This is a genomic window from Photorhabdus cinerea (assembly GCF_011189575.1).
Lineage (GTDB): Bacteria > Pseudomonadota > Gammaproteobacteria > Enterobacterales > Enterobacteriaceae > Photorhabdus > Photorhabdus cinerea.
The window spans coordinates 182,088-202,762 of the sequence record NZ_PUJW01000004.1; the positions used below are offsets into that span (position 1 = coordinate 182,088).

A 20,675-nucleotide genomic window follows, 5' to 3' on the forward strand; every position below is an offset into this window, starting at 1 on the left:
GAATAGTGAAGAGATAATTTTAATCTGCCAGTATGGAATAAAATCAAAGTTTCATAATAAAGGCTAATAAATAATAAGGCGGAACGACATCAACGCTATGATTGTGTGAATAGGATGATGCTGTTGCTTGGTGGCTATGTCCTTGTCCTCTGCCTGTGCTTGATGTGTAGGGATGATAATCATCTCCAGAAGCAGGTCTACGCCATAATAGTGATCCAGATTCATTATTTATTTGATAAGCAGTTTTTCCCATTGGCGTATAGCCATATGCCATTCCTAGAGAGATATAATATGGCATACTCTCAATATGTTTATGACTAGGTATTTGTGATTCTGTTAATGTCGTGTTTTGCACAGTAACATTTACCGAAACTGTAGTTGATGTTGTATTTCTGGAAAAGCTTTTTCCATTGCCGCTACCGTTGGCTTTACTGCTGTTTCCTTTATCAGAAAAGTTATTTCCACACATGACAAAACGACTTCTTAAATCTGGAGTTCCATTATTACCATCACAAAAGGCCCAACCAGCAGGGGCGCTATTACCATGGAACATCACGATCATTCCTCTGGGGAGTACCTTGTTAAAATCAATACTGACGCCATCTCGATCAACGATAATACCCCCATCAGCTTTAGGATTAACTTTTACCCCTCGGTCACTTAAACTTAAACCGCTTGTACTGTTTTGACCACTTGTGTTAGCTCCATCTAGTTTTAAATAGATGCCATCACTATCAATAACTTGAATACCACCTTTTTCCCAACATTTGACAGATACGCCGTCTGAATTAACCTGAATACCACCATTAACCTTGGGCTTAACGGCTACTCCGCTTGAATCAACGGTAATACCGCCACTAGTATTAGGTTTAACTGCTACTCCATTTTTATCAACAGAAATCCCATTACTTGCTCTGACATCTAACCCTTCACCACCTGATTTTACTCCCCAACCAATTCCTACAGATATTCCATCAGGTTCGACTTTAATCGTGTTATTGTTAGTTTTTGCTTTTACAGAGACACCATTGTTATCAACTTTAATACCGTTACCGGCTTTAACCTGAAGACCTTTATCATTACTACGTCTATTCAATCCTGAATCAGGGTGATTTAAGATAATCAGGCCGTTATTATTAACATAAAGTCCACTATCACTATTAACCAATTTAATAGAGACACCATTGTTATCAACGTTAATACCGTTACCGGCTTTAACCTGGAAACTCTTACTCCCTTCACGTCGCAATAATCCTGAATCACTGTCATTTAATACGGTTAGACCGTTATGACCAACATTGAGTCCACTATCTTGAGCTAATTTAATAGAGATACCTTGATCATTAACGTTAATACCATTAGAGGGTTTAATCGCTAATTCATTATTATTAAAGTACAGGCCACCGGTAGAACTCGGTGCTGTTTGTAAAGCGCCATCATTAGTCAGACTTAATCCATTACCCGGTTTTCCTGATTGTCCGGGGGCTTGCCCGGTTGCTTTGCGACCAATATCAGCAATATCAATTAAGTTTTCATAATCGGTTTGTAATGGAATACTGCCAGCTTTAAAGCGATCTTTTAATTTATCTGTTTCAGGACCTATTGATTGAATATTAGTATCTTCTATATTAGATTCTGAATTAGGTTGATTGTGTTTTTTTTTCATTGTTATTACCTTAGTATAATGTTGAGTCATGCTGTTTTAAAGATTATGTCGATATTGATTTACAGGAAATTAATAATAAAAAGATATTTATTTCAGCAGAAGAATAAGTGTGTTTAATTAAGACTTGTGCTGACTGAATATTTTATTCCAGAATATGGGGAGGAACATATAATAGTTGGTTACTCTCGATAACCTCAGAATGCCATTCAGTTCCAGATTGACCCAGTACAGCCTCTCGTTGCTCTGGGGTAGCAATTCTCATATTTCCCGTGCCGGTTAATGCTGAAGGCAGACGACCGAGAGTTAATGTTTCCAGAATATGATATGCTTCATTTCCTAAAGGAATGCTATTGTTTTGCCAACGCTCATAGGTACTGGCGAAATCCCTGAAATGTTCCGGTGATAACCAGTGAATAATCATGGAAAGGTGAACGGGAAATTCAGCTAAAATTTCGGTTTTTACCCACGATTCCAGTTTGTAAGGATTGACTTCATCATTTTCAATTAATTGGCGATTGATCACTACACTCACGACAAATGAAAAACGATCAATCTTGGCATATTTTTCACTGGAGAAATGCCAGCGGTAACGCCATGCTTCTGCTTCTGGTGGAAATTCTTCTTGTGAATCTGGATTTCGTTTAAGTAATATCCGGCCCCTAATACGGTCAAATTTAATGACCTTTGCTTTGAGTTCATAATCAGAAGCTTTGGGAGAATCTAATGGCATAATCTTATATTTTAGTGTTATGTCATCATCTATTCTGATCATTGCGGGAAAAGGGCTTTGAGCACTAGAGGTAATCCAGCGTTCATCTTTTGCATCACTTTGATATGCTGCACTGGCATAAACGAGTTGATAATCCATATCTTCCATCCATATCGGGCTATTGTGCCAGCGCAGATTACCGTCGTTAAATGCCTGCTGTACAATATTCAAATTGTACTCTAGATCAGTGCTGTTGCGGGTGCTAAGGGTGAATGTGTCTCCTGCTACCTCAGCGATCATTTGGCCTCGTAATGTGAATCCGTCTTTACCTTTGATAATCAGGTTAATGACTTGACCGGGTAGTAACCGTCCCACCGAACCTTGCTGTGTGATGATTAAGTGATGATCTTTTGAATCGGGAGTATCTTTTATAATCTTGAAATCATTAGGTTGTTGCTCATTATTGAAACTTTCGTCGGGTCTTACCGGTAAGAGTTGACGATGTTCAATCAGATAGAAAGGAAGATTAGCTAAATTCGGCGTGTCACTAAAACATTCTCCTCCCAATCCAAGTCGGGCAGCTATGCGTTTTTGCAGTGCTGACACTCTGTCAATACGAATATTATTACGCTGATAGGCCAGTTCAGGTTGCTGAGCCAGATACCCGCGTTGGGTAGAAAGAAAATCCAGTAAGTCTAATGTGAGTGGTCTGGCTGCGCGCTGAGTACCAAAATAGCTCAACAGATAATCCACAATTGTCAGCTCTTTTGCATAGTTTCCAAGCTGAATAACGCCTTCATGAGAGATTTGTGAGTCACTATTAAGCTTTTTTATCAAATCAGGTTCTATATCTTGATGGACTTTCTGAGCGACAGTATTCGCTTTAAAAGGCCACTGAGCACCGTATACGTTATTTCCCCGTTGTTTAAAGGCTAATAATTTGGGTAATAGGTTGAGTTCGGCACAGCCGTTAGCCAGCATTTGCTCAAAAGGCAACATAAATTGATGTAACTGCACTTGCTCTTGGGTATTAGCGTAGGTTTGTAATTTGTAACAAGCCGGTAATTTATTGCTTACTGGGTAGTAATCCAGGACTTTACGATGTTTGCCCCAGTTCAATAATTCCGGCTGTGTATTGATCAAGGGGGGAACAATTATTTTTCCCTCTATTTGTTGTTTAGATACCACAACGGTAACGCCACCTTTAGCGGTAATGGTGAGTGGGCTGTCTGGTGAGGTAATCAGTCCTAATGGGTCGTTGCCCCATAGTCTGGGGTAGTACCCTTGGGAAATGATCCAGGACCATTTGTCTGACGGTAATGGCGTGATTTTTTCGTCGTGCTTACCTAATGTGAGTCGGGTAATGCTTTGTATTCCTTTAATCGCCAATAATCGGTTAACCAGATGGCTGAGATTTAACACGGTAGAGGCGGTGTAATCTTTGGTTTGAGGTAATTTGGGTATCCAGCCGTGATGTAAATGAGGTCCTGAAAATATTTCTTCATTGCTGTAGCCCTGCTCCATCATGGACTGGGTGGTATAGCGTAACGGTTTTTCAATGACCATTTGTTCCGCTGCCATATAAACTTGGGCGAATATGGCCGCGATATCTTTGACGTCATCATCTAGTTCAATATCAATCTGCAAGGGCAGATCGGTGGGTTGCAGCCAGATAATTTTGCTGACGGCTTCCCCCAGATTACGGTTATTTATCAAAAAAGCCGCCAAACTTTCCTGAGCCTGAGTGTTATCAATTTCAGTTTCCCGGCTGGGGAGTAAATAAAGCCAGTAGTTTCCTCTTAGTGTTAACTGTTCGCCATCTTCGGGAGGAATAAAGCTGTATTCACGTGTTGTCTTGTTATACCAGTAATTGTAGCTCTGATCTTTAGGTTCACGAATGAGTTGTGCATCGTTAAAGAAAAAATAACCTTCACTATTTCGAGTACTTATCGGGTCGGAGTAATGCAAATCCAATATGGCCCGGCGATAATCTTCAGCCGTGATTGGGCTACAAGTCAGCATTTGTTGTGGGCCAAACTCCTTTGGAAAAATACCCTCGTTGGGTGTCTGTTCCTCTGGTTTGGGAGTAAGGAGATCTCTGAGTGATAATGAGTGGCGGTAAGCTAAATCCGATGCACCATAACAACAGGCTTCTAATAAGGTAATACCGGGATCACTTTCACCTGTATTGCTCCAATGTTGGCCGGATTGTTGCTCAATCACCGTTTTTGCCTGAGCGAGTAAGGTGTCAAAAGTAATATCGTCTTTAACGATGGGAAACAAGGCGTCCTGATTATTCATTGTCAACTCCTTGGCTTGAGGCAGTATTATCGGGCCAGACTAAGATCAGTACTTCGTTATCGGCAGCCTCAATACTTTCACCCACGATGCCCCTGTATCGGTTGGGTATTGTCATTTTTAAGTCGGTGACGCGTTCAATCAGCGGGGATTGCTGGATTGTGGCTAGCAACTGGTAGTAATCAATGTGGTTACCGGTTGTGACGCCAATTGAAGTATTTTCTCCCCATGGCATATATTTTCGGCTCAGTTCTTGTTGTAGCTGATAATGGCCGTAGCTGGGATTAACGCCGGAGACAAACACCAGTTGATAGCTGATCAGAACATTAATGTAGGTAGGATTGCTGATGACAATGGTTGTCCATGGGCTGCTTAGTTGGCCCAACCATTCGGCCATTTCTTGCAATCTGGCGGGTTTCAGCATTGGGCGTAATGCGTCATCGTTATCTTTATAACGGCTGTCCGGGATGACAATTAATTGCTGCTGCTCGGAGGCTGGAATTTGGGTTAACTCATTGGTAGACGGGTATTTGACGTCAAATAGACTGATAAAATGATCTTTCAGCAAGGTGACAATGCTCCCCCAGCTTAACACTCGGTTACGATGAGACAAATGGGCAGAAACCCGCGTGAGGAAGGATTGTTCGGTTTCCGGTGGGCGGCCATCCCAGGATGCCCAAGGTTGAGTGATATCGCTGACTGCAACGGAAGTGTTGACCAGTTGTTTAATACTGCCGGCAGCCAATCCGTTGATGAAGTGGTCTGGCTCAATGGTTTCCGTATTAATTAATGTGGCAGTTGTGGCGTTATACAATAAGCCTTTAATAATTGGGTAATTTAGAGAATTATTCTGTTCGGTGACATCAAGTAATTTTGGTGTCATTTGTGCTTTCAGCCAGTATCGTCTTGTTGGCATTTGGACGGCTTGATTTGAAGCATCTTGTGGTAACAAAGTGCGCCAGGCTCCTCGATCAAACAAGTTGCGGGTTTGGTCGTGAACCAGTTTAGTTAATGGTTGCCAGGTATTGTCTTTGTTCAGATAGAACCAAGATATAGAGAATTCGCTAAAGCTTTCCAGTTGCCAATATAGAGATAAAGTTTGTCCGGGGAAGACACCGGTAAAGCCCAGGTAGAATGTATTATCGGCTAATGGCGGTAGGTTTGTTTCTGTCTCGCTCCAACCAAAAGGTGTCAGAGGATAAATGGAGAATTGTTGAGGTTTGGCTGTAGCACAGAATTGAACCTGCAATGCACTCATTTGCGGGGTATAGGGTAAATTTTTATCGGTGGGATTTTTCCAGTATTGTGTGTGCAGAAAGTCATGTTCAGCTAGTTCGATACGTATTGACGCAGGCCAATCATTGGGTGATGGGCTGTCTGCAAGAGGGTAATTCATTGCTGGCAAATTAAAACTCAGGCTTTTTCCTTGAGGGGCATTATTTCCTTCGAATAATGACAGGGGATCATTAATCACGGTTTTTCTCTGGGGGGTGACTAAATAACCCTGAACTTTAAATACACTATTATTGGCAGGTTTAGGATTATATTTTGCATACCATGTTGAAAAGTTCTCTGTGGGCAATCCAATCCATTGTGGGGTAATAGTCAGTGTCGCATTTTCAGTACCATACCATTCTGGAGAAACTAAATTAAAACCGGAACCCAGCAATGGTGATTGATCAAAGGGAAAACTCGTCGTATCCGTTTGTTCAATGCCACTATCAGAGGCGTAGAGTACATTACGGTTGCCGATAATATTGATTGTAATCTCTGTAATTGTGGGTAGAGCCGTTCCTTGGATAGTGCCCAGTTTTAGTACTGGTACATCAAATGTCATTCCATCAAGGTTGTCAGGAGGGCTGATGGGATCATTATTGGCCGACAGGTGAAGTGTAAGATGTTGGTTATCTTTTTTTACAGTTGATAGTGAAAGCCAGTGATCTCCTGAGCTGATCGTAGCCATGATGTGTTTATCATCCCCATCCCAAGGACTGGCCAACTTCAATGTGATGCTACGTTCTCCTTCCGACATAGCAAATAAAGGTGAGGTAATCAGGTAGCCGGACAAAATCTGAACATCATGGGCTGTTGGACTAAAAAGTTGAATACCGTTTTCAGGTAATGAAATGTTATCTGCAAGATTTAGCAGTATTGCTGATTGCCAGCCATTGCTATCTTTTCGATGCCAACGCAGGTCGGTCAGTGTTCCCTGATTCGCCAGTAGCTCTGTATCTGATGCATATTGTAGCGGATTGCCGGCACTATCCTGTCCTGCGTCAAACAGGGTTCCTTGTGCCACCCGCGATTCTGGATTATCCGTATTCAAGCTAATGCTTATGGCAACGCTATCCGCTTGCGCATTTCTGGGTTTTAATCCCAATAATTGCCGGTAATAAAGATCACGGTGTTGCGCCGGAAAAGTGTTTAATAGTAGGTTGGTTGTTTCTAATAATTTTAAAAAAGCCAGTACAAAAGCTTGATGTGCCGGTAAAAGCCCATTTGCTTCATCGATATTTTGATAAATATCGGCTAATTGTTGAGGACTATTTTCCTGAATAAAGTAGAAACTATCCCAAAACTGTTTTTTCTCTTGATCGAAAGGGATTTTTTTAGCGTATTCTTGGAGCCAGTTTAAAATATCCAGCGTATTTCTTTCATCAAGTTTAAAAGCAGTATTCGGTACAATAGCGGTGAGTTTATTTTCTAACTCGGCCTGTTTCATGTTTATACCACCTGTCATTGAATCTATTCCTGATAGTTTTCAGGAGATCGTTGTTATTTAAAAATAGGGTTGAAGGGGTTATTTATCCGGCACTGATAGTATATTGACTGGCGATAAAACGGCCTTTTCCCATACTTGGCGTCGTCACATCTGGGCCAGTTGACGGGTTATTCGCCGGTTGGGTTGGGGTAAAACGGGCAATAAATTGCTGCCCGACGACAATTATTGTGGCAGGGCTGCGGCAAAAGTTTACCTGCTGGCTGGTATTTAATTGAGCAATGGTAACGATGCCCATACCGGGTATTGGGTGGTTAGGGGTGACGTACTGTGCTTGAAGCTGCACCTTTTTTTCATCACCGACAATGACGATCTTTTTGCCTTGAATTTGTGCATGTCCGCTACCCCGGATGGTCGCCGGCCCCAAAATGGTAACCTGCCGGTTGCCGAATAAGGGCTCGAATAGCAGGCTGTTGCCATCAACTACCAGTTGTTTGCTCATGGGCTCGCCTGTATTTGTCCTTCGTTGACCTTAAGGATGCCTTCAAACTGTTGGTTGATGTTGCTGCCTCTTAGCGTGTAGGTCACCTGAACGTGCAGGGTATCGGGCAAATCTGTTCTCTGATTCACTTGAATTGCGGTGATTTCTGCTCGTGGTTCATAGCGCAGTATTCGTTCTTCAATACGGGTTTGAATCCCTGCCATCAGTTCATCACTGATATTTTCAAATAAATAATCATTCAGGCCACAGCCATAATTCTCACGCATAATTCGTTCGCCGGGGTCGGTGAGAAAAAGGACTTTCATACTTTGATGAACATTTTCTGCCCCTTCCGCCATGATGACGCCAGATTGTACTTCAGGTGTGTTGTCATGGATAAAAAACTTTGGCGGAAATGCCCAGCCTCGGCCATAAATATCGGCTAATATTTTATTGGTCATCTTATTGCCTTATTACTGTGTTAGGTTAATTTTCGCACCTTTAATATCGACCCCGGATTTTCCAGCCGCGGACAGGGATTTTTCAGCCTGTATTTTTATTTCTTGTGCATTAGTGATGAAATTTTTAGTGGAATTAAGCGTGATATCTTTATCCTGTTGCAGAGATAAGGCATTTTTTCCACTATTGAGTGAGAGAGTTTTTTCTTTATTATCGAAAACTAATGCTTGCTGGTTATCCCCTTGTTTAATGACTAAGGTTTTCACCGGGTTTTTTTCACTGGGTTCTAACGGGGGTTTATTTTTAGGGTTGTGCATAGAGCCTAATATCACAGGGAAACGCGGATCGCATTCAAAGAAACCGATAATCACCTCGTCCCCCGGTTCGGGGTAGAAGCAGAATCCACTCTCATGGCTGGCATAAGGCTTACCTAATCGGGCAAAAAGCACACCATTGGTCAGGTTCAAGGCGGGTATTCTGACCGGAATACGTCCCAGTGATTGGCTGTCTTGCTGGTATTTTTCTACGATACCGATGTGAAGTTCCCTCGCTTGGGGGAGGGGGCGTTCTATATCTGGTGGTATGCCGAGGGTTAACTGAGTACGCCAGCCTTGCCGTTGGTTAATGGTTTGACGTACGCCGGTGATAATCCCTTGACCATCCATACCTTGGCCAAATCCTTTCAGCGCTAGGACGTCCCCCGGTTGATAGCGATCATCTCCTTCGACTTCAAAACTGCCAGATACATTATGACTTCGCAGATTATTCATGATGCCTTGAGCAAAATGCTTGGTTTGTTCGTTATCTAGCGGATAGCTAAAAACCCATTGCCAATTTTGATCGGTTAGCGCCGTCAGGCTGTCCGCGGCAAGTTGACCACGACCTAATCCACTGTTTTTTGCCTGGGTTGCCCGAGACAGTTTTTGTTGGGCAATATCCCAGGTCTGTACGCTTACTGTTTTGGGACTGCGTTGGCTATCGAATTGCAGATTTGCTTCAAACAGGACAATGTCATTATCACCGCTACGTTGATGAATGGTATGTACAGTTGACTGATTCAGTGATTCGGGTGTGACCAATGTAATGACATCGTTACCGGGTAGCAGCCAGGTGTTCATGGTGTTAAGTCTGCTTTTTAAGAATGTCCAATCATTGCAACGGAATTGCACCATTTGCTCATGTACCGTTTTAAGTTGAGGTGCCTGTTTTATGGCTACAGAGATACCCGTTTGACTGAGTAGTTTTCTGATAATCGCTTCATCACTTTGTTTGCTGAATAGCTGTGAGTGGAAGCCATCAGTTAATTTTTGCAATGGATGCTTTGCTGTCAGGGTGATGATGTTGTCTTGACCTTTAAGTACTAGCGCCTGCCGAACAATGATCCCTTTAAACACCACCGTTTTTTGGATCTGTACAATAAGTTCATGATTCGGACGGCAACTTGCCAGCTCAGCTTGCGCCTTGGTAGAAAAAATATGGTTGGCATCGTCAGTTGTGTTCAGGGTGATGTTGGCCGAAGGAATACCATTGATGTTGTGATTTACGGTAAGACTAATGACAGAAAATTGGCTGAGCGTTTTTCCACCTATTTTAATGGTGACTACGGGTGTATTCATGCATCCCCCTGTGCTTGTAGTGTTTGTCCTGGCGTGAAGTCATCAAGATTATCCAGATCGTTTTGCCAGGCCAGGGAGAGATAATCGATACCTCCTGCTAAAGAAGCACCAGCATTTAAGGCAATCAATGGTAGAGACATCATATCTGTTACGCTGACTGCTGTGATCGGGGATGATTTTAATGACTGCTCAGTGGCTTGAATGACAAAGCTCTCGTCTGCGACTAAAGATAAGGTGGCACTGGCCCGCAGAGGTGTGGCATCCCGGTCAAACAGGGTGTAACTGATGGTAAGGCCACTGGCGCGGCAGGCAAAATAGCCTTTGTTTTCCCAGCGCATTTTGCCCCATTTGATTTTAAGGAAGTGGGGAGCTCTGGTACTGGCATCAACTGCACACAGGGCTTTCAGGGTTGCTAGTTGGGTTTCTATCGATGTGTTATTGCCAGGCATAACGGCGTCGAATAGTAGGATTAATGACAGGCTGGCCGGTTGAGACGATACATAGTGATTACTTTGGTTGGCATTATTAACGCTTTCGTTTGGTTGATAATGGGTTTGGTAATCAAGTTGAATTGAATCGGGGTTATACATGGCTTGTAAACTGCCAACAGTAACCTTACTTTCCCGGTCTTTGAAGGCTGTCAGGGTGAGTTTAGATAGACCTCGTTCAATTAAGCTCATATTTTCCTCCCGCTTCACGTAATGCGTCTAATACCTCCCGTTTCACGATCTCGATCAGCCGGGCGTTATCCTGTACTTCCTGAGCTAATGTCCGCTGGGATGGGGATGATGGATCACTCGTTGAATCGGTTACTTTGACTTGAATAATCAGTTCCTTAATTTCTACGGTCATGCTTTCACTCCTAACCAGCGCATATCCTGATAACGTAATTCCAGAGAGTTCACCAAGATAGTATTGCTGTTGGCATCGAAATCGCCGGTGGACCAGCGGACTGGTAGTGCGTTACTGACCGTCCAGCTTGCTACGGGAAGTGTTTGTTCATTCAGTAGCATGATCACGACGTCGGCATAAATCGCTTTTTCGCCACGCAGGACGCGATCAAATATCAGGGTAAGCGGCGTGACTGTCATGACGCCACGTTCTAGCATCAGGCTGCCATGTTGGATCTTCTCGGCCAGCCAGATATTTCTAGCGTTTTCTCCACCTTGGCTATGTTGGGTAGTTTGTAGTTCACGGCTCAGGCCCGATATGCGCTGAAAGGCAATATCCAGCGGGCTGGGGATATTGTTAAAAAGAAAACTGGCGATAAAACGGTGTGATACTGACGGGGTGTAGAGGTTGTTCATAATCTACCTCTACTGATACTCGGTACTGCACTCATTCCGCTATGGCTATCAAATGACAAGTTCAATTCAATAAACTCCGCTGGAATTAAAAGAGCCAGTCTGATTTTCATGATCATTTTCCCGGCTCGTAGATCTGTCTCACTCATTGACTCGCCAATACCCAGCAATACTTCGAATGCCTGATCTTCCTGAGTTCCTCGTAGACCACCTTTTAACCAGAGCTGACGCAGCCAGTTGTGAGCTTGACCTTTAAATTTCGTCCAGGTTATTGGGTTATTAGGTTCAAAGATAAAGGCTCGTCCCAGTTGGGTCATATGGGCTTCGATGTAGGAAACCAGACGACGAATTTGGATATAGCGCCAGGGGGAACCGGGTGTGTTGTCCAGCGTTCGGCATCCCCAAATTTTAATACCTTTGCCGGGAAAACTACGCACCAGATTCAGTGAGGTGCCATCCTGATTAAACAGGGCATCGGCTTCAATATAAGAGCGTACTGGGCTGACAACTTTGGCTACTGTCACATTGGCAGGGGCAGCCCATACGGTCATTTGGTTGTCGTTATTCTGTATGATAGCGGCAACCGCAGCAGTAGGTGAGAGTACGATAGATTGCTGGTAGACACTTTTTAATCCCGGCCAGTATACGGCGCCCCATTGCCTGTCACTTGAGGAAAACTGAGCCAGACACTCAGCAGCTAATGCCGGATCGTCTGGAGCATCCAGTAACGCGATGATACCAAGGCGACTTTTGCAAAGATCGAGTACTGACTGCCAGAACAATAACCAAAGATCCACGTTGACGTTAGGATCATTCATCTGACTAAAAAGTATCATATCAGGTACAACAATCAGCGTGATTTCGCTCTCTGAGGCAATCGCTTGTTTAATCCAGTCCAGTTGCAGTGCGGCTACTAATGATCGGAAATCTTTGAGTTGTTCATCAGGGCTCAATGACAGGACGTAGGCTTGCTGACCACCATTTTCAAAGAAGTGGCGGACTGAATAGTACATTAATCCTGATTCACTGAATTCCCGGGTAAAATCAGTCAGGTTATTGAATTTGATGGCGATTTTATTATTGGTATTTTCCTTGATGGCAGGTCGGGGGTAGGTGTAACCAACAAAAACGGGGATACCGATAAATGTATTATCCAGATTTGGAGAAATAGGGTTTTCCGTTACGATTACGCCAGGTTGCTTTATCTCCATTATCGTCTCCTTAACGACGGAATAGACGCGGTATTGAACCGCGCCTTAGTGCAATTACTGGGTTACATTTTGTGAAAAATGAAGGATGATAAATTCAGCCGGGCGCACGGCAGCCATGCCAACCTTGGCAATCATTTGTCCGTTCTTAATGTCTCCGGCAGACATGGTTATATCCTGGCCAATTTCGACAAAATAGGCTTCCTGTGGGCTATTACCTGCCAGTGCTCCTTGTTGCCAAAGTTGATAGAGATATTGCTCAATGGCTGATCGCACCCGCTTCCAGGTGGGCTGGCTATTGGGTTCAAAGATGGCAAATCGCATTGCCTGCTTGATATCACGTTCTGCGGTATTAAATAAACGCCGTACCGGAATGTAGCGCCAGTTGTCATCGTCTTTTAGGGTACGTGCACCCCAAACGACAAAACCTTTGTTGGTGAAATAGCGAATAGCATTTATGCCTTTTAAGTTCATGTCACCTTGTTCATCGTCAGTGAGCCGTTTAGTGACATCACGAATCCCATTCAGAGCAATATTAGCCGGGGCTTTCCAGACGCCACGGCTGGCGTCAGTGACACAATACACGCCCGCCATGACAGCACTGGTAGAAATAGTTCCTTCGTTATTAGCAATCGCTTGCTGCATTTCTGAGATAACTCGCTCGTAGAGTGGCGGGTTTATCCTTTTGAGCTGCGCTAAATTTTTGACTTGTCCTGATGGCGTTCCTGCATCTTCGTAACCGATGATGACCACATTTTCATCTTTTTCTGATGTCAGTGGTGGTTGCTGAATTTTAAGCTCAGGATAATAAGCGGCAACCTGGGCGATTGCGTTGAGACCTGGGACGGTTTCTCCGTCAAGGCTGTCAGCAATCAGGAAATAGTTTCCACGGTTTGGATCGGTGAGTAATGGGAATAGATTACCATATACAACTGTTTTATAAGAATATTCTCGTTCTGTGCATACCAGCAATGTAATATTGATTGCTTGTTCAATCAGCTCTGGTAACAGTGGTAGGACAGTAGAAGAATCACTAACGTCTTCAAGTGGCAGGATATAGCAAGGACCGCCACCATTTTGGAAATAGAGCCTCAATGCATCATAACTTGATGTATAGGACACGGCAGATATTGTGTAAGTGTAACTACCGGGTTCTGCCTTGGGGTCTGGATCTTTTTCCGGCTCGTCTTCCTCTGGCGGTTCAGGTGGTGTTGATGTAATAGATACCGACTGTACCGGGTTGATCAAATAGTGAGTAGTGAAATCCAGCCAGCTATTAACGCGTGTTACTTTCGGCAGTGTGCTGGCATCTTTCGGCGAAAAACGCCCAATAAAAACGGGTATTGCGGTATTTCCTTGACTAACAGAAAGAGATAATGACGCATCTTCTCTAATATATACGCCGGGGGTAGATGGTTGTGTGGCCATAATGCTTCCTTATTACTGGTTCATATTCTGCGTGAACTGCAAGATAATAAATTCGGCAGGACGAACTGCGGCCATGCCGATTTTAACGATCATTTGGCCATTATTAATGTTGTCTTCGGTCATGGTGATGTCTTTGCCAATTTGAATAAAGTAAGCTTGCTCGGCTGTATTACCCATGAGTCCGCCTTGCTGCCAGAGAGTATAGAGGTAGTTATCAATAGCGCGTTGCACGGCTTTCCATGTGGGTTGGCTGTTGGGCTCAAATACCGCGAAACCCATGGCATTTTTAATGTCCCGTTCTGCGCTGTTAAACAGACGGCGAACTGGGATATAGCGCCAGTTATCGCTATCTTCAAGCGTGCGGGCGCCCCAGACAAGCGTACCGCTCTTAGGAAAGGTACGGATCATATTCAGCGCCTTACCTTGGTTATAGGTTCCTTGTAGACTATCAGTAATAGGATATTTAGGTTGTAATCCTCCTTGAATCGCAACATTAGCTGGTGCTTGCCAGACACCCCGGCTGTTATCGACACGAGCATAAATGCCGGCTATGACTGCACTGGGCGGAATATCAACGGGGGCTTTATTTTCTCCCCAGTAAGCCGTTAGCCAAGGGTAATAAACGGCGGCATAAGGGGTAACGGGGTAGGATATGAGTACTTCGTTTGGATCTTGGGTTGCAGTTATTTGTTCTGTTGGGCCATCAAAAATGGCAAATAAGCCTTTGCCTGGTTGGCAAAGGGTGCCTGTGGCAGTAGTGATATTTTCGCCGGCAGCAACCAGTAATGTCACATCGTCAAGTGTTGGAACTTGCTGTTCTAAGTCTTGAGTTTTGATGAGATAGCCGTATCCACCGCCGTTAATAAAATAGGCACGCAGTGCAATATCAAGTGAGCTGGTAGGATCAAATTGTCCATTTTTGAGTATCAGATAGTCCAGCCAGCTACTAATACGGGCTGGAGTATTCAGTACATTGTCATTTGCAACGGCAAAGACAGGCACTGCGGTTGCACCAGAGCGAACGGAGAGTGACGGTGAGGCATCCTCTTCAATATAAACGCCGGGGTAGGTTGGTGTTATTGGCATATAGTCTCCAATTATATTGTGCGATATTTTGAGTGAATTCAGCCAAAGTCATACATTATGATGATCATTTGTCGGTGCTGGCAGCCTGATTAAGCCGCTTGAATTGTGACTCTATCTGCTGTCAGTGTTATTTCCTGAATTGCAATATCATTGCTGGTGGCGTCAAAAGAAGGGGAAGTTAAGGAGGTTGGAAAGGCATTCGTTACGTTCCAGGACATTAAAATTTCAGTACCTGCTTCATTGGTTAAGCTGATAGAAATATCTTTTTTTTCAACCTGATTAAGCTGAATAGAATTAATCCAGTCAAAAAGTTTCGTATCGCCGGAGAATATACCTTTGCGTAAAGTAATATTAATCGACTGACGTTGGCCGGGCATTTTATAATAATTACCGATGCCATCTTTATATTCTATTACATCATGGGAAATATCTAGCCCGGAAACGCTGGTAAAAGGGATTTGTTCATCACCAATCGACACAACAAACCGATAAGTAGGAATGGGATAGTCAACAGAAATTTGTTCTGGAGTTATAGCCATGATTTTTTCCTTTGTTTATTATTTACATTTAAAATATTAAGGGAGCGTTTTTTACTTTGTTTTCATTGGGCATGAATTATGGGTATAGCTACCGCAATAACCTGAATTTAAAAGGTTATTTTTTATGGTAAATATTTATCTTAGTGATTTATTTAAATCACTTTTAGTTAAATAGTGAAATTATAGGTGTAAGGTCTGTATATAATTTTTATTTTATGATTATCATTAATTAATAGGGGGCGCAAGATGAATTTATTAATGATGTTACGTATCTAAATATTTATATCCTTCATCTTTCAAGTTGCTGCTTTGTTGGCTGCTTTCACTTACCCCAGTCACATCGTTATCTATGCTCCAGGGGATGCGTTCACTTGCCGCCGCGCTGCAATTTGAAATCTATTGGGTATATATTGTTTTTGTAATTCAGGTTGGTAATTAATAGGGTTATTTTCTATTTATCTGGATTAATAACTTGATTTTATTTTTTTATCTGATCAACTTATGATCATTGTGTGTGTTTTGTTCTGTTATTTAAAAGATGAGGTTGGTATTATTTGGCTTTAATTGAGTATTTAATCCTCTATTCCCTTTCTCGATAGCTAGTGAGTAAGAATCCTCTGTTGGCATTTAAGAAACCTTGGTTAATGAAAGGTGTTTTTCTTTAGCAAGGAGAACGGTTGCATGTCCCATTGTTACGAAAATGTGATCTGTGACAGGCTCGGTACAACAGTAAGTCTTAACAACAAGTTAATTTTATATATAAGTAAAATTTATTAATGTTTGTTTGCAGCTAATTGACAGAATAAAATTCATTGATTTTTTAATGGGCTATAACATCAGTTTTAATCGATATTCACGATGGAAATTAAAATATTTGATAGTTTTTAACGATCGTTTGTATTATTTTTGAACGTTTTAAACAATTTTATTTTTCAAATTGTAACCTATAGTATTAATTTCAATATGAAACACTAAAGTGTTTTAAATGTTTTTATGTGTGTTATTATTACGTTAATGTTTTATTTCATTTTGTGAGTATGTGAGTGGTAATGCGTCTCTTATTTTGATTTTGGAGTGATTAGCATGAATAAGAAAGTCAATGTACTGCGTAATGTTAGGTGTCAATCAGGTTTTACTCTGATTGAGGCGTTGGTTGTAATGATTGTTGGTATTGTGATATTAGCCGCGGCAGCAGCGGGGATCGGTAAGTTGTTCCGGGCTTCGGAAATCTCAACTGAATCGTCGAATATTACTCAGATGGCAGCAAATGTGAAATCAATTAAAAACGGCGCTAAAGGCTATGACAGTTTGGATAACAAGGTTGCCATTAATTACAAAGTTGTTCCGGCTAATATGACTCAGGATGGTAAGGCTGGAATCATTTTTAATAGTTGGAATGGCAAGGTGACGATTTCTCCGGGAGATACTACCGCTCAGACGTTCAAGATTGAGTATCAAAATGTGCCTGATGAGGCTTGTCAGCAACTTTCGCTGAAATTGCGGGTGGCGGGTTGGTCGAAAATGACTGTTGGTAGCGGGAAAGGGCAGAAGTCTGCTACAGAAATTAAACCAGATTCGACTTTGGCTCAAATTGATGCCGCATGTAATGCCAACGATGCCAATACGGTGACACTTATTTCTGCCAGTTAGGACATTGATTCTTTAAGTGAATGCGTCGGGAGATGATCATGGTGATAGGGTGGTTGCAGTCTGAAACAGGATATTTAGTCTTGGTAGCAGGGTTACTGGGATTGTGTGTCGGAAGTTTTCTGAACGTGGTGATCTGCCGCCTGCCGATCATGATTATCTCTGAAAGCAATAATGAGGCCACTGGTTTTAATCTCTGTTTTCCCCGTTCTCATTGTCCACGTTGCAGTCACGTGTTAGCAGTCCGCGATAATATTCCCTTGTTGAGCTATTTGTGCCAGAAAGGGCGCTGTCGGTACTGTAACGGTATGATTTCAATACGTTATCCATTGGTTGAAGGTACTGTGGCAGTGCTCTTTTCTTTGCTGGCTTTGTTCACTGGATGGAATTATTCGTTGTTGGGTTTATTGATGCTGAGTTCGATGTTGGTAGCGTTGGCCGTCATTGATTTCGAATATATGTTACTACCTGATCAACTAACGCTTTCTTTGTTGTGGTTAGGGTTGTTGTTCAATCTGTATTCTGCCGGATTTGTGGCATTACCTCTGGCAATCAGTGGCGTGGTTTGTGGATATCTGTTTTTTAGGTTGGTGGGGTGGATTGCCCGGCAATTGATCCAGCGTGATGCGTTGGGAAGGGGAGATGCTAAATTTCTGGCGGCGCTTGGTGCTTGGTTGGGGGTGGAAGCGCTCCCATTGGTGGTTTTGCTTGCAGCAAGTCTGACACTAATAAGTTATCTGACGATTTGGCGGCTACGCAGAATAAGAACGGAGCCACAGATACCTTTCGGTCCAGGTTTGGCAATGGCTGGATTGATTGTCGCATTTTGCCAAAGGTAGCCAGGGAGTGGTATGAGCAGTGGCGTAGTCCCCTTAAGCAGGATCTCTTTTGGGGGAAATAGGTTATCGGATGGAAGAGGTTTTCGTACTTATTATGTAAAAAGGGCTATTTATGCATGATGATGAGTCTGTATCTATATTGACGATACGCCGCCATGATGCAGGTTTCACTTTACTGGAAGTGATTGTTGCACTGATGGTACTGGCATCAATGATGGTGGTTGGTGTGGTTTATCTAAGCAGGCAGAGTGATATGTTGGTGAACCAGGTAATCGCCGGGCAGATCCAACATCTTGGTGATGCGGTGGTGGATTATGTTAATGACAATTATGTTGTTTTAAGTCATGGGTCAACGCCTGTATCAATCAATTGGGCAGAGATGATCCCCTATTTACCGCCGGGACTTGACCAGAATACGGTCAATCCGCTTGGTCAGAAATATGATGGTGTTTTGCGTATTGTCATGTTACCCAATGGCAAAAAACGCATTGATCCGTTGATTTATACCGTGCCGGCAATGGCTGATGGAAAACAGCCAAATGTGGCTGATCATTCGATGAAGATCGCGCAATTGATTGGGGTTGGTGGCCTGTATTTGGATTACAGAAATCGTGACAGCCATAATCCGGTCACTTATTGGAATAGTTATGGTCAGGTTAATACGCCTGAATCTTTTGCGGGGTTTTTCAATGAGCAGCCTGATGAAATTGGCCGCATTTTTTATGCCCCATTCATGCGGGATGCGTCAATCTATGGTCCAGGGACATTGGCGGGGGATTTGCTTCACCGACAAAAAACCGGGGGGCATCCAGAGTGGAATAAGATGGAAACCAGCATTAGTATGAGTGGCAATAGTCTCGATCAGGTGGATACGTTGTCGATGCAAGGCTCTGGAATGGTTAATGGTGCGAATAAGATAGCCTTTTCTTCCCGTTCTCAAGAGAAACCATCTTATATTGAACAAAATAATGACGGCGCAATAGTTATCAATCCAGCACATGGCACGTTATTTATCCTTGATGGTAATGCTAATCCTGGTAATAAAGGTACTTTGGCTGCTGGCGATATTCAGTCAGATAAAAATGTCGTTGTTGGCAACAACTTAGTAATAAACACCAAAACTGGAAATTCTGTTGGTGGCACTTGCCCTGCGTTAGGTAACGTATCCATGAACAAACAAGGGGAACTGCTGGTGTGTCAGAAAACCGGCATTGGTCCGCCGGCGTTGCAATGGAAAGACGCTACTGGAAATGGGCGGTTATTTGCGGATCAACCGGTAATCGCTAATGGTGGTAAGGCAAATAGCCAGCCCTTTTTTAACAACTCTGATTTCCCTGTGTTAGTCACCGCTTCTACATCTCCATCTCCGATTTCTGATGGCTGTTATATGTGTTGTGTGTTGGCTGTGTATGAGGCGGATAAAAATGGTAACAACCAGGAATCTGACTTACCGCTTGTTTTTCAGCGATCTGGGTTGGTGGACTATCCAGAAGTTAATACCAATGTAAATCGACAGAATACGAGGGCTTGTGTCGTGGCATTCATTGCGAGACCACATCACAAATATAACATTACCAGCGTATTCCACTCTTCTGAAAACAATATTCATATTTTGGGCAGTCATCACTGATGATTAACAGCACCCTGTATCTGGTTATTTGGAATTAACCAATCTATAGGATCGCGGCTGTTCTTAACCTAAATAGGAGAACATCAATGTGGCCATTAGCTATTGTTGGGATCGCCGTCGGATTTTTCATGCAACTGATGTTCGGTGAACTGTTGTATGAAGTGCGTGAGCAGTCAGTACGTGCCAGAACTGATATAGCTGCGTTGTTTCGTAGCTATGCTTCAGCGGGTGTGCAATTGCTTAATAGTCATTCTGTTGGTGTGATTAGTCGCCGCAAGATGCAGCAAGCATTGACCACTCTGCATATGACGTGGGTGAATACCGATGCCTGGTGTAATAGCTTTTCCAGCCAGTGTCTTTGGGGGGGGATGATTTCAGGGAAGCATATCTATGTTTTCCGCAAAAATATCAGCACCGGCGACAATGTGTTGTTACATAGCGCTTTCGGAGAATTGCTTAAATGGGGGGCAGAACCAGATCAGATTGGTTTCAAGAGCGGCTCCAGGCTTATCGATGGTAGAGGAAGAGGAATAGGAAGTCCGCTGGCCAGACAATTACCGGGTGATGTTCGGAAGTTTGTGTCTGACGGAGCGTTGGTGGAAATACTGTAGTTGTTGTTCTGCAAGTGGGTTTTCTTCAGGTCACTGAACTTTATTAATGGGTTGTTTGGCTACTTCTTTTTATTTGGAAAGAAAGATCGATGAACAAAATAATCACATATGTTTTGACGGCATTTGTCTGTATGTCAAATATCGCCGTTTACGCAGCACCTACGCCAACATCGGTTCCTTTAGCGGCGGCATGGATAGCAACGCCGGGGCAAACTCTGCGTGGTGTGACGCAAGAGTGGGCTAGTAAGTCCGGCTATCAGGTGGTATGGGATGCTTCCTATGATTTTCCGATCAGGGCTGGCTTGCGTTTCAATGGTTCGTTTATTCATGCGGTCAGTGAGCTGTTCGAAGCTTACGCAATGGCGAATCGTCCTTTCACCGTCGATATTTATCAGGAACAGCGGCTTGTCCATGTACAGGCTCAGGGGTAATAAC

General features: G+C 43.2%; 18 protein-coding genes. 5 read left to right on the forward strand and 13 right to left on the reverse strand.

Going from position 1 to position 20,675, the window contains the following annotated elements; genetic code table 11:
- Window positions 1-43: 43 nt before the first annotated feature.
- The 13 genes from C5469_RS05495 to C5469_RS05555 form a co-directional block, all read right to left on the reverse strand.
- Window positions 44-1,666 (reverse strand): tail fiber protein, encoded by a 1,623-nt coding sequence (locus tag C5469_RS05495; protein WP_166303417.1) that lies wholly within the window; start codon window positions 1,664-1,666, stop codon window positions 44-46.
- 142 nt (window positions 1,667-1,808) lie between these two features.
- Entirely contained in the window at window positions 1,809-4,676 is a 2,868-nt protein-coding gene (locus C5469_RS05500; RefSeq protein WP_166303420.1) for a hypothetical protein, read from the reverse strand.
- Entirely contained in the window at window positions 4,669-7,395 is a 2,727-nt protein-coding gene (locus tag C5469_RS05505) for a hypothetical protein (RefSeq protein ID WP_166303423.1), read from the reverse strand. The genes C5469_RS05500 and C5469_RS05505 overlap by 8 nt, the downstream gene beginning before the upstream one ends.
- An 82-nt stretch (window positions 7,396-7,477) precedes the next feature.
- The gene (locus C5469_RS05510) at window positions 7,478-7,894 is read right to left on the reverse strand and encodes a hypothetical protein (RefSeq protein WP_166303426.1); all 417 of its coding nucleotides are present in this window, start codon (window positions 7,892-7,894) and stop codon (window positions 7,478-7,480) included.
- Window positions 7,891-8,334, reverse strand: a complete 444-nt coding sequence (locus C5469_RS05515; RefSeq protein ID WP_166303429.1) for a GPW/gp25 family protein — start codon at window positions 8,332-8,334, stop codon at window positions 7,891-7,893. Before C5469_RS05515 ends, C5469_RS05510 begins: the two co-directional genes overlap by 4 nt.
- Window positions 8,335-8,346: 12 nt before the next feature.
- Window positions 8,347-9,948, reverse strand: coding sequence for a phage baseplate assembly protein V (locus tag C5469_RS05520; RefSeq protein WP_166303432.1), 1,602 nt, complete (start codon window positions 9,946-9,948; stop codon window positions 8,347-8,349).
- A complete protein-coding gene (locus C5469_RS05525; protein ID WP_166303435.1) occupies window positions 9,945-10,628 on the reverse strand; it encodes a CIS tube protein in 684 nt (227 codons plus the stop codon). The genes C5469_RS05520 and C5469_RS05525 overlap by 4 nt, the downstream gene beginning before the upstream one ends.
- A complete protein-coding gene (locus C5469_RS05530) occupies window positions 10,615-10,800 on the reverse strand; it encodes a DUF5908 family protein (protein ID WP_166303438.1) in 186 nt (61 codons plus the stop codon). The genes C5469_RS05525 and C5469_RS05530 overlap by 14 nt, the downstream gene beginning before the upstream one ends.
- Window positions 10,797-11,255, reverse strand: coding sequence for a phage tail protein (locus C5469_RS05535; protein WP_166303441.1), 459 nt, complete (start codon window positions 11,253-11,255; stop codon window positions 10,797-10,799). Before C5469_RS05535 ends, C5469_RS05530 begins: the two co-directional genes overlap by 4 nt.
- Window positions 11,252-12,463: a phage tail sheath family protein gene (locus tag C5469_RS05540; RefSeq protein WP_166303444.1), complete on the reverse strand. Its 1,212-nt coding sequence runs from the start codon at window positions 12,461-12,463 to the stop codon at window positions 11,252-11,254. The genes C5469_RS05535 and C5469_RS05540 overlap by 4 nt, the downstream gene beginning before the upstream one ends.
- 54 nt (window positions 12,464-12,517) lie before the next feature.
- Window positions 12,518-13,888, reverse strand: a complete 1,371-nt coding sequence (locus C5469_RS05545) for a phage tail sheath family protein (protein WP_166303447.1) — start codon at window positions 13,886-13,888, stop codon at window positions 12,518-12,520.
- Window positions 13,889-13,900: 12 nt separating this feature from the next.
- A complete protein-coding gene (locus tag C5469_RS05550) occupies window positions 13,901-14,974 on the reverse strand; it encodes a phage tail sheath family protein (RefSeq protein WP_166303450.1) in 1,074 nt (357 codons plus the stop codon).
- A gap of 89 nt (window positions 14,975-15,063) precedes the next feature.
- Window positions 15,064-15,513, reverse strand: a complete 450-nt coding sequence (locus C5469_RS05555; RefSeq protein WP_166303453.1) for a phage tail protein — start codon at window positions 15,511-15,513, stop codon at window positions 15,064-15,066.
- 1,083 nt (window positions 15,514-16,596) lie between these two features.
- Here C5469_RS05555 and C5469_RS05560 point away from each other — a divergent pair.
- The 5 genes from C5469_RS05560 (at window position 16,597) to C5469_RS05580 (ending at window position 20,671) form a co-directional block, all read left to right on the forward strand.
- Window positions 16,597-17,163: a type 4 pilus major pilin gene (locus tag C5469_RS05560; RefSeq protein ID WP_166303456.1), complete on the forward strand. Its 567-nt coding sequence runs from the start codon at window positions 16,597-16,599 to the stop codon at window positions 17,161-17,163.
- A 38-nt stretch (window positions 17,164-17,201) separates the two neighbouring features.
- A complete protein-coding gene (locus C5469_RS05565) occupies window positions 17,202-17,999 on the forward strand; it encodes a prepilin peptidase (protein ID WP_166303459.1) in 798 nt (265 codons plus the stop codon).
- Window positions 18,000-18,111: 112 nt separating this feature from the next.
- On the forward strand, window positions 18,112-19,629 hold the full coding sequence (locus C5469_RS05570) for a prepilin-type N-terminal cleavage/methylation domain-containing protein (RefSeq protein WP_166303462.1): 1,518 nt from the start codon (window positions 18,112-18,114) through the stop codon (window positions 19,627-19,629).
- Between the two features lie 86 nt (window positions 19,630-19,715).
- Entirely contained in the window at window positions 19,716-20,240 is a 525-nt protein-coding gene (locus C5469_RS05575) for a hypothetical protein (RefSeq protein ID WP_166303465.1), read from the forward strand.
- A gap of 89 nt (window positions 20,241-20,329) precedes the next feature.
- The gene (locus C5469_RS05580; RefSeq protein WP_166303468.1) at window positions 20,330-20,671 is read left to right on the forward strand and encodes a toxin co-regulated pilus biosynthesis Q family protein; all 342 of its coding nucleotides are present in this window, start codon (window positions 20,330-20,332) and stop codon (window positions 20,669-20,671) included.
- Window positions 20,672-20,675: the final 4 nt, after the last annotated feature.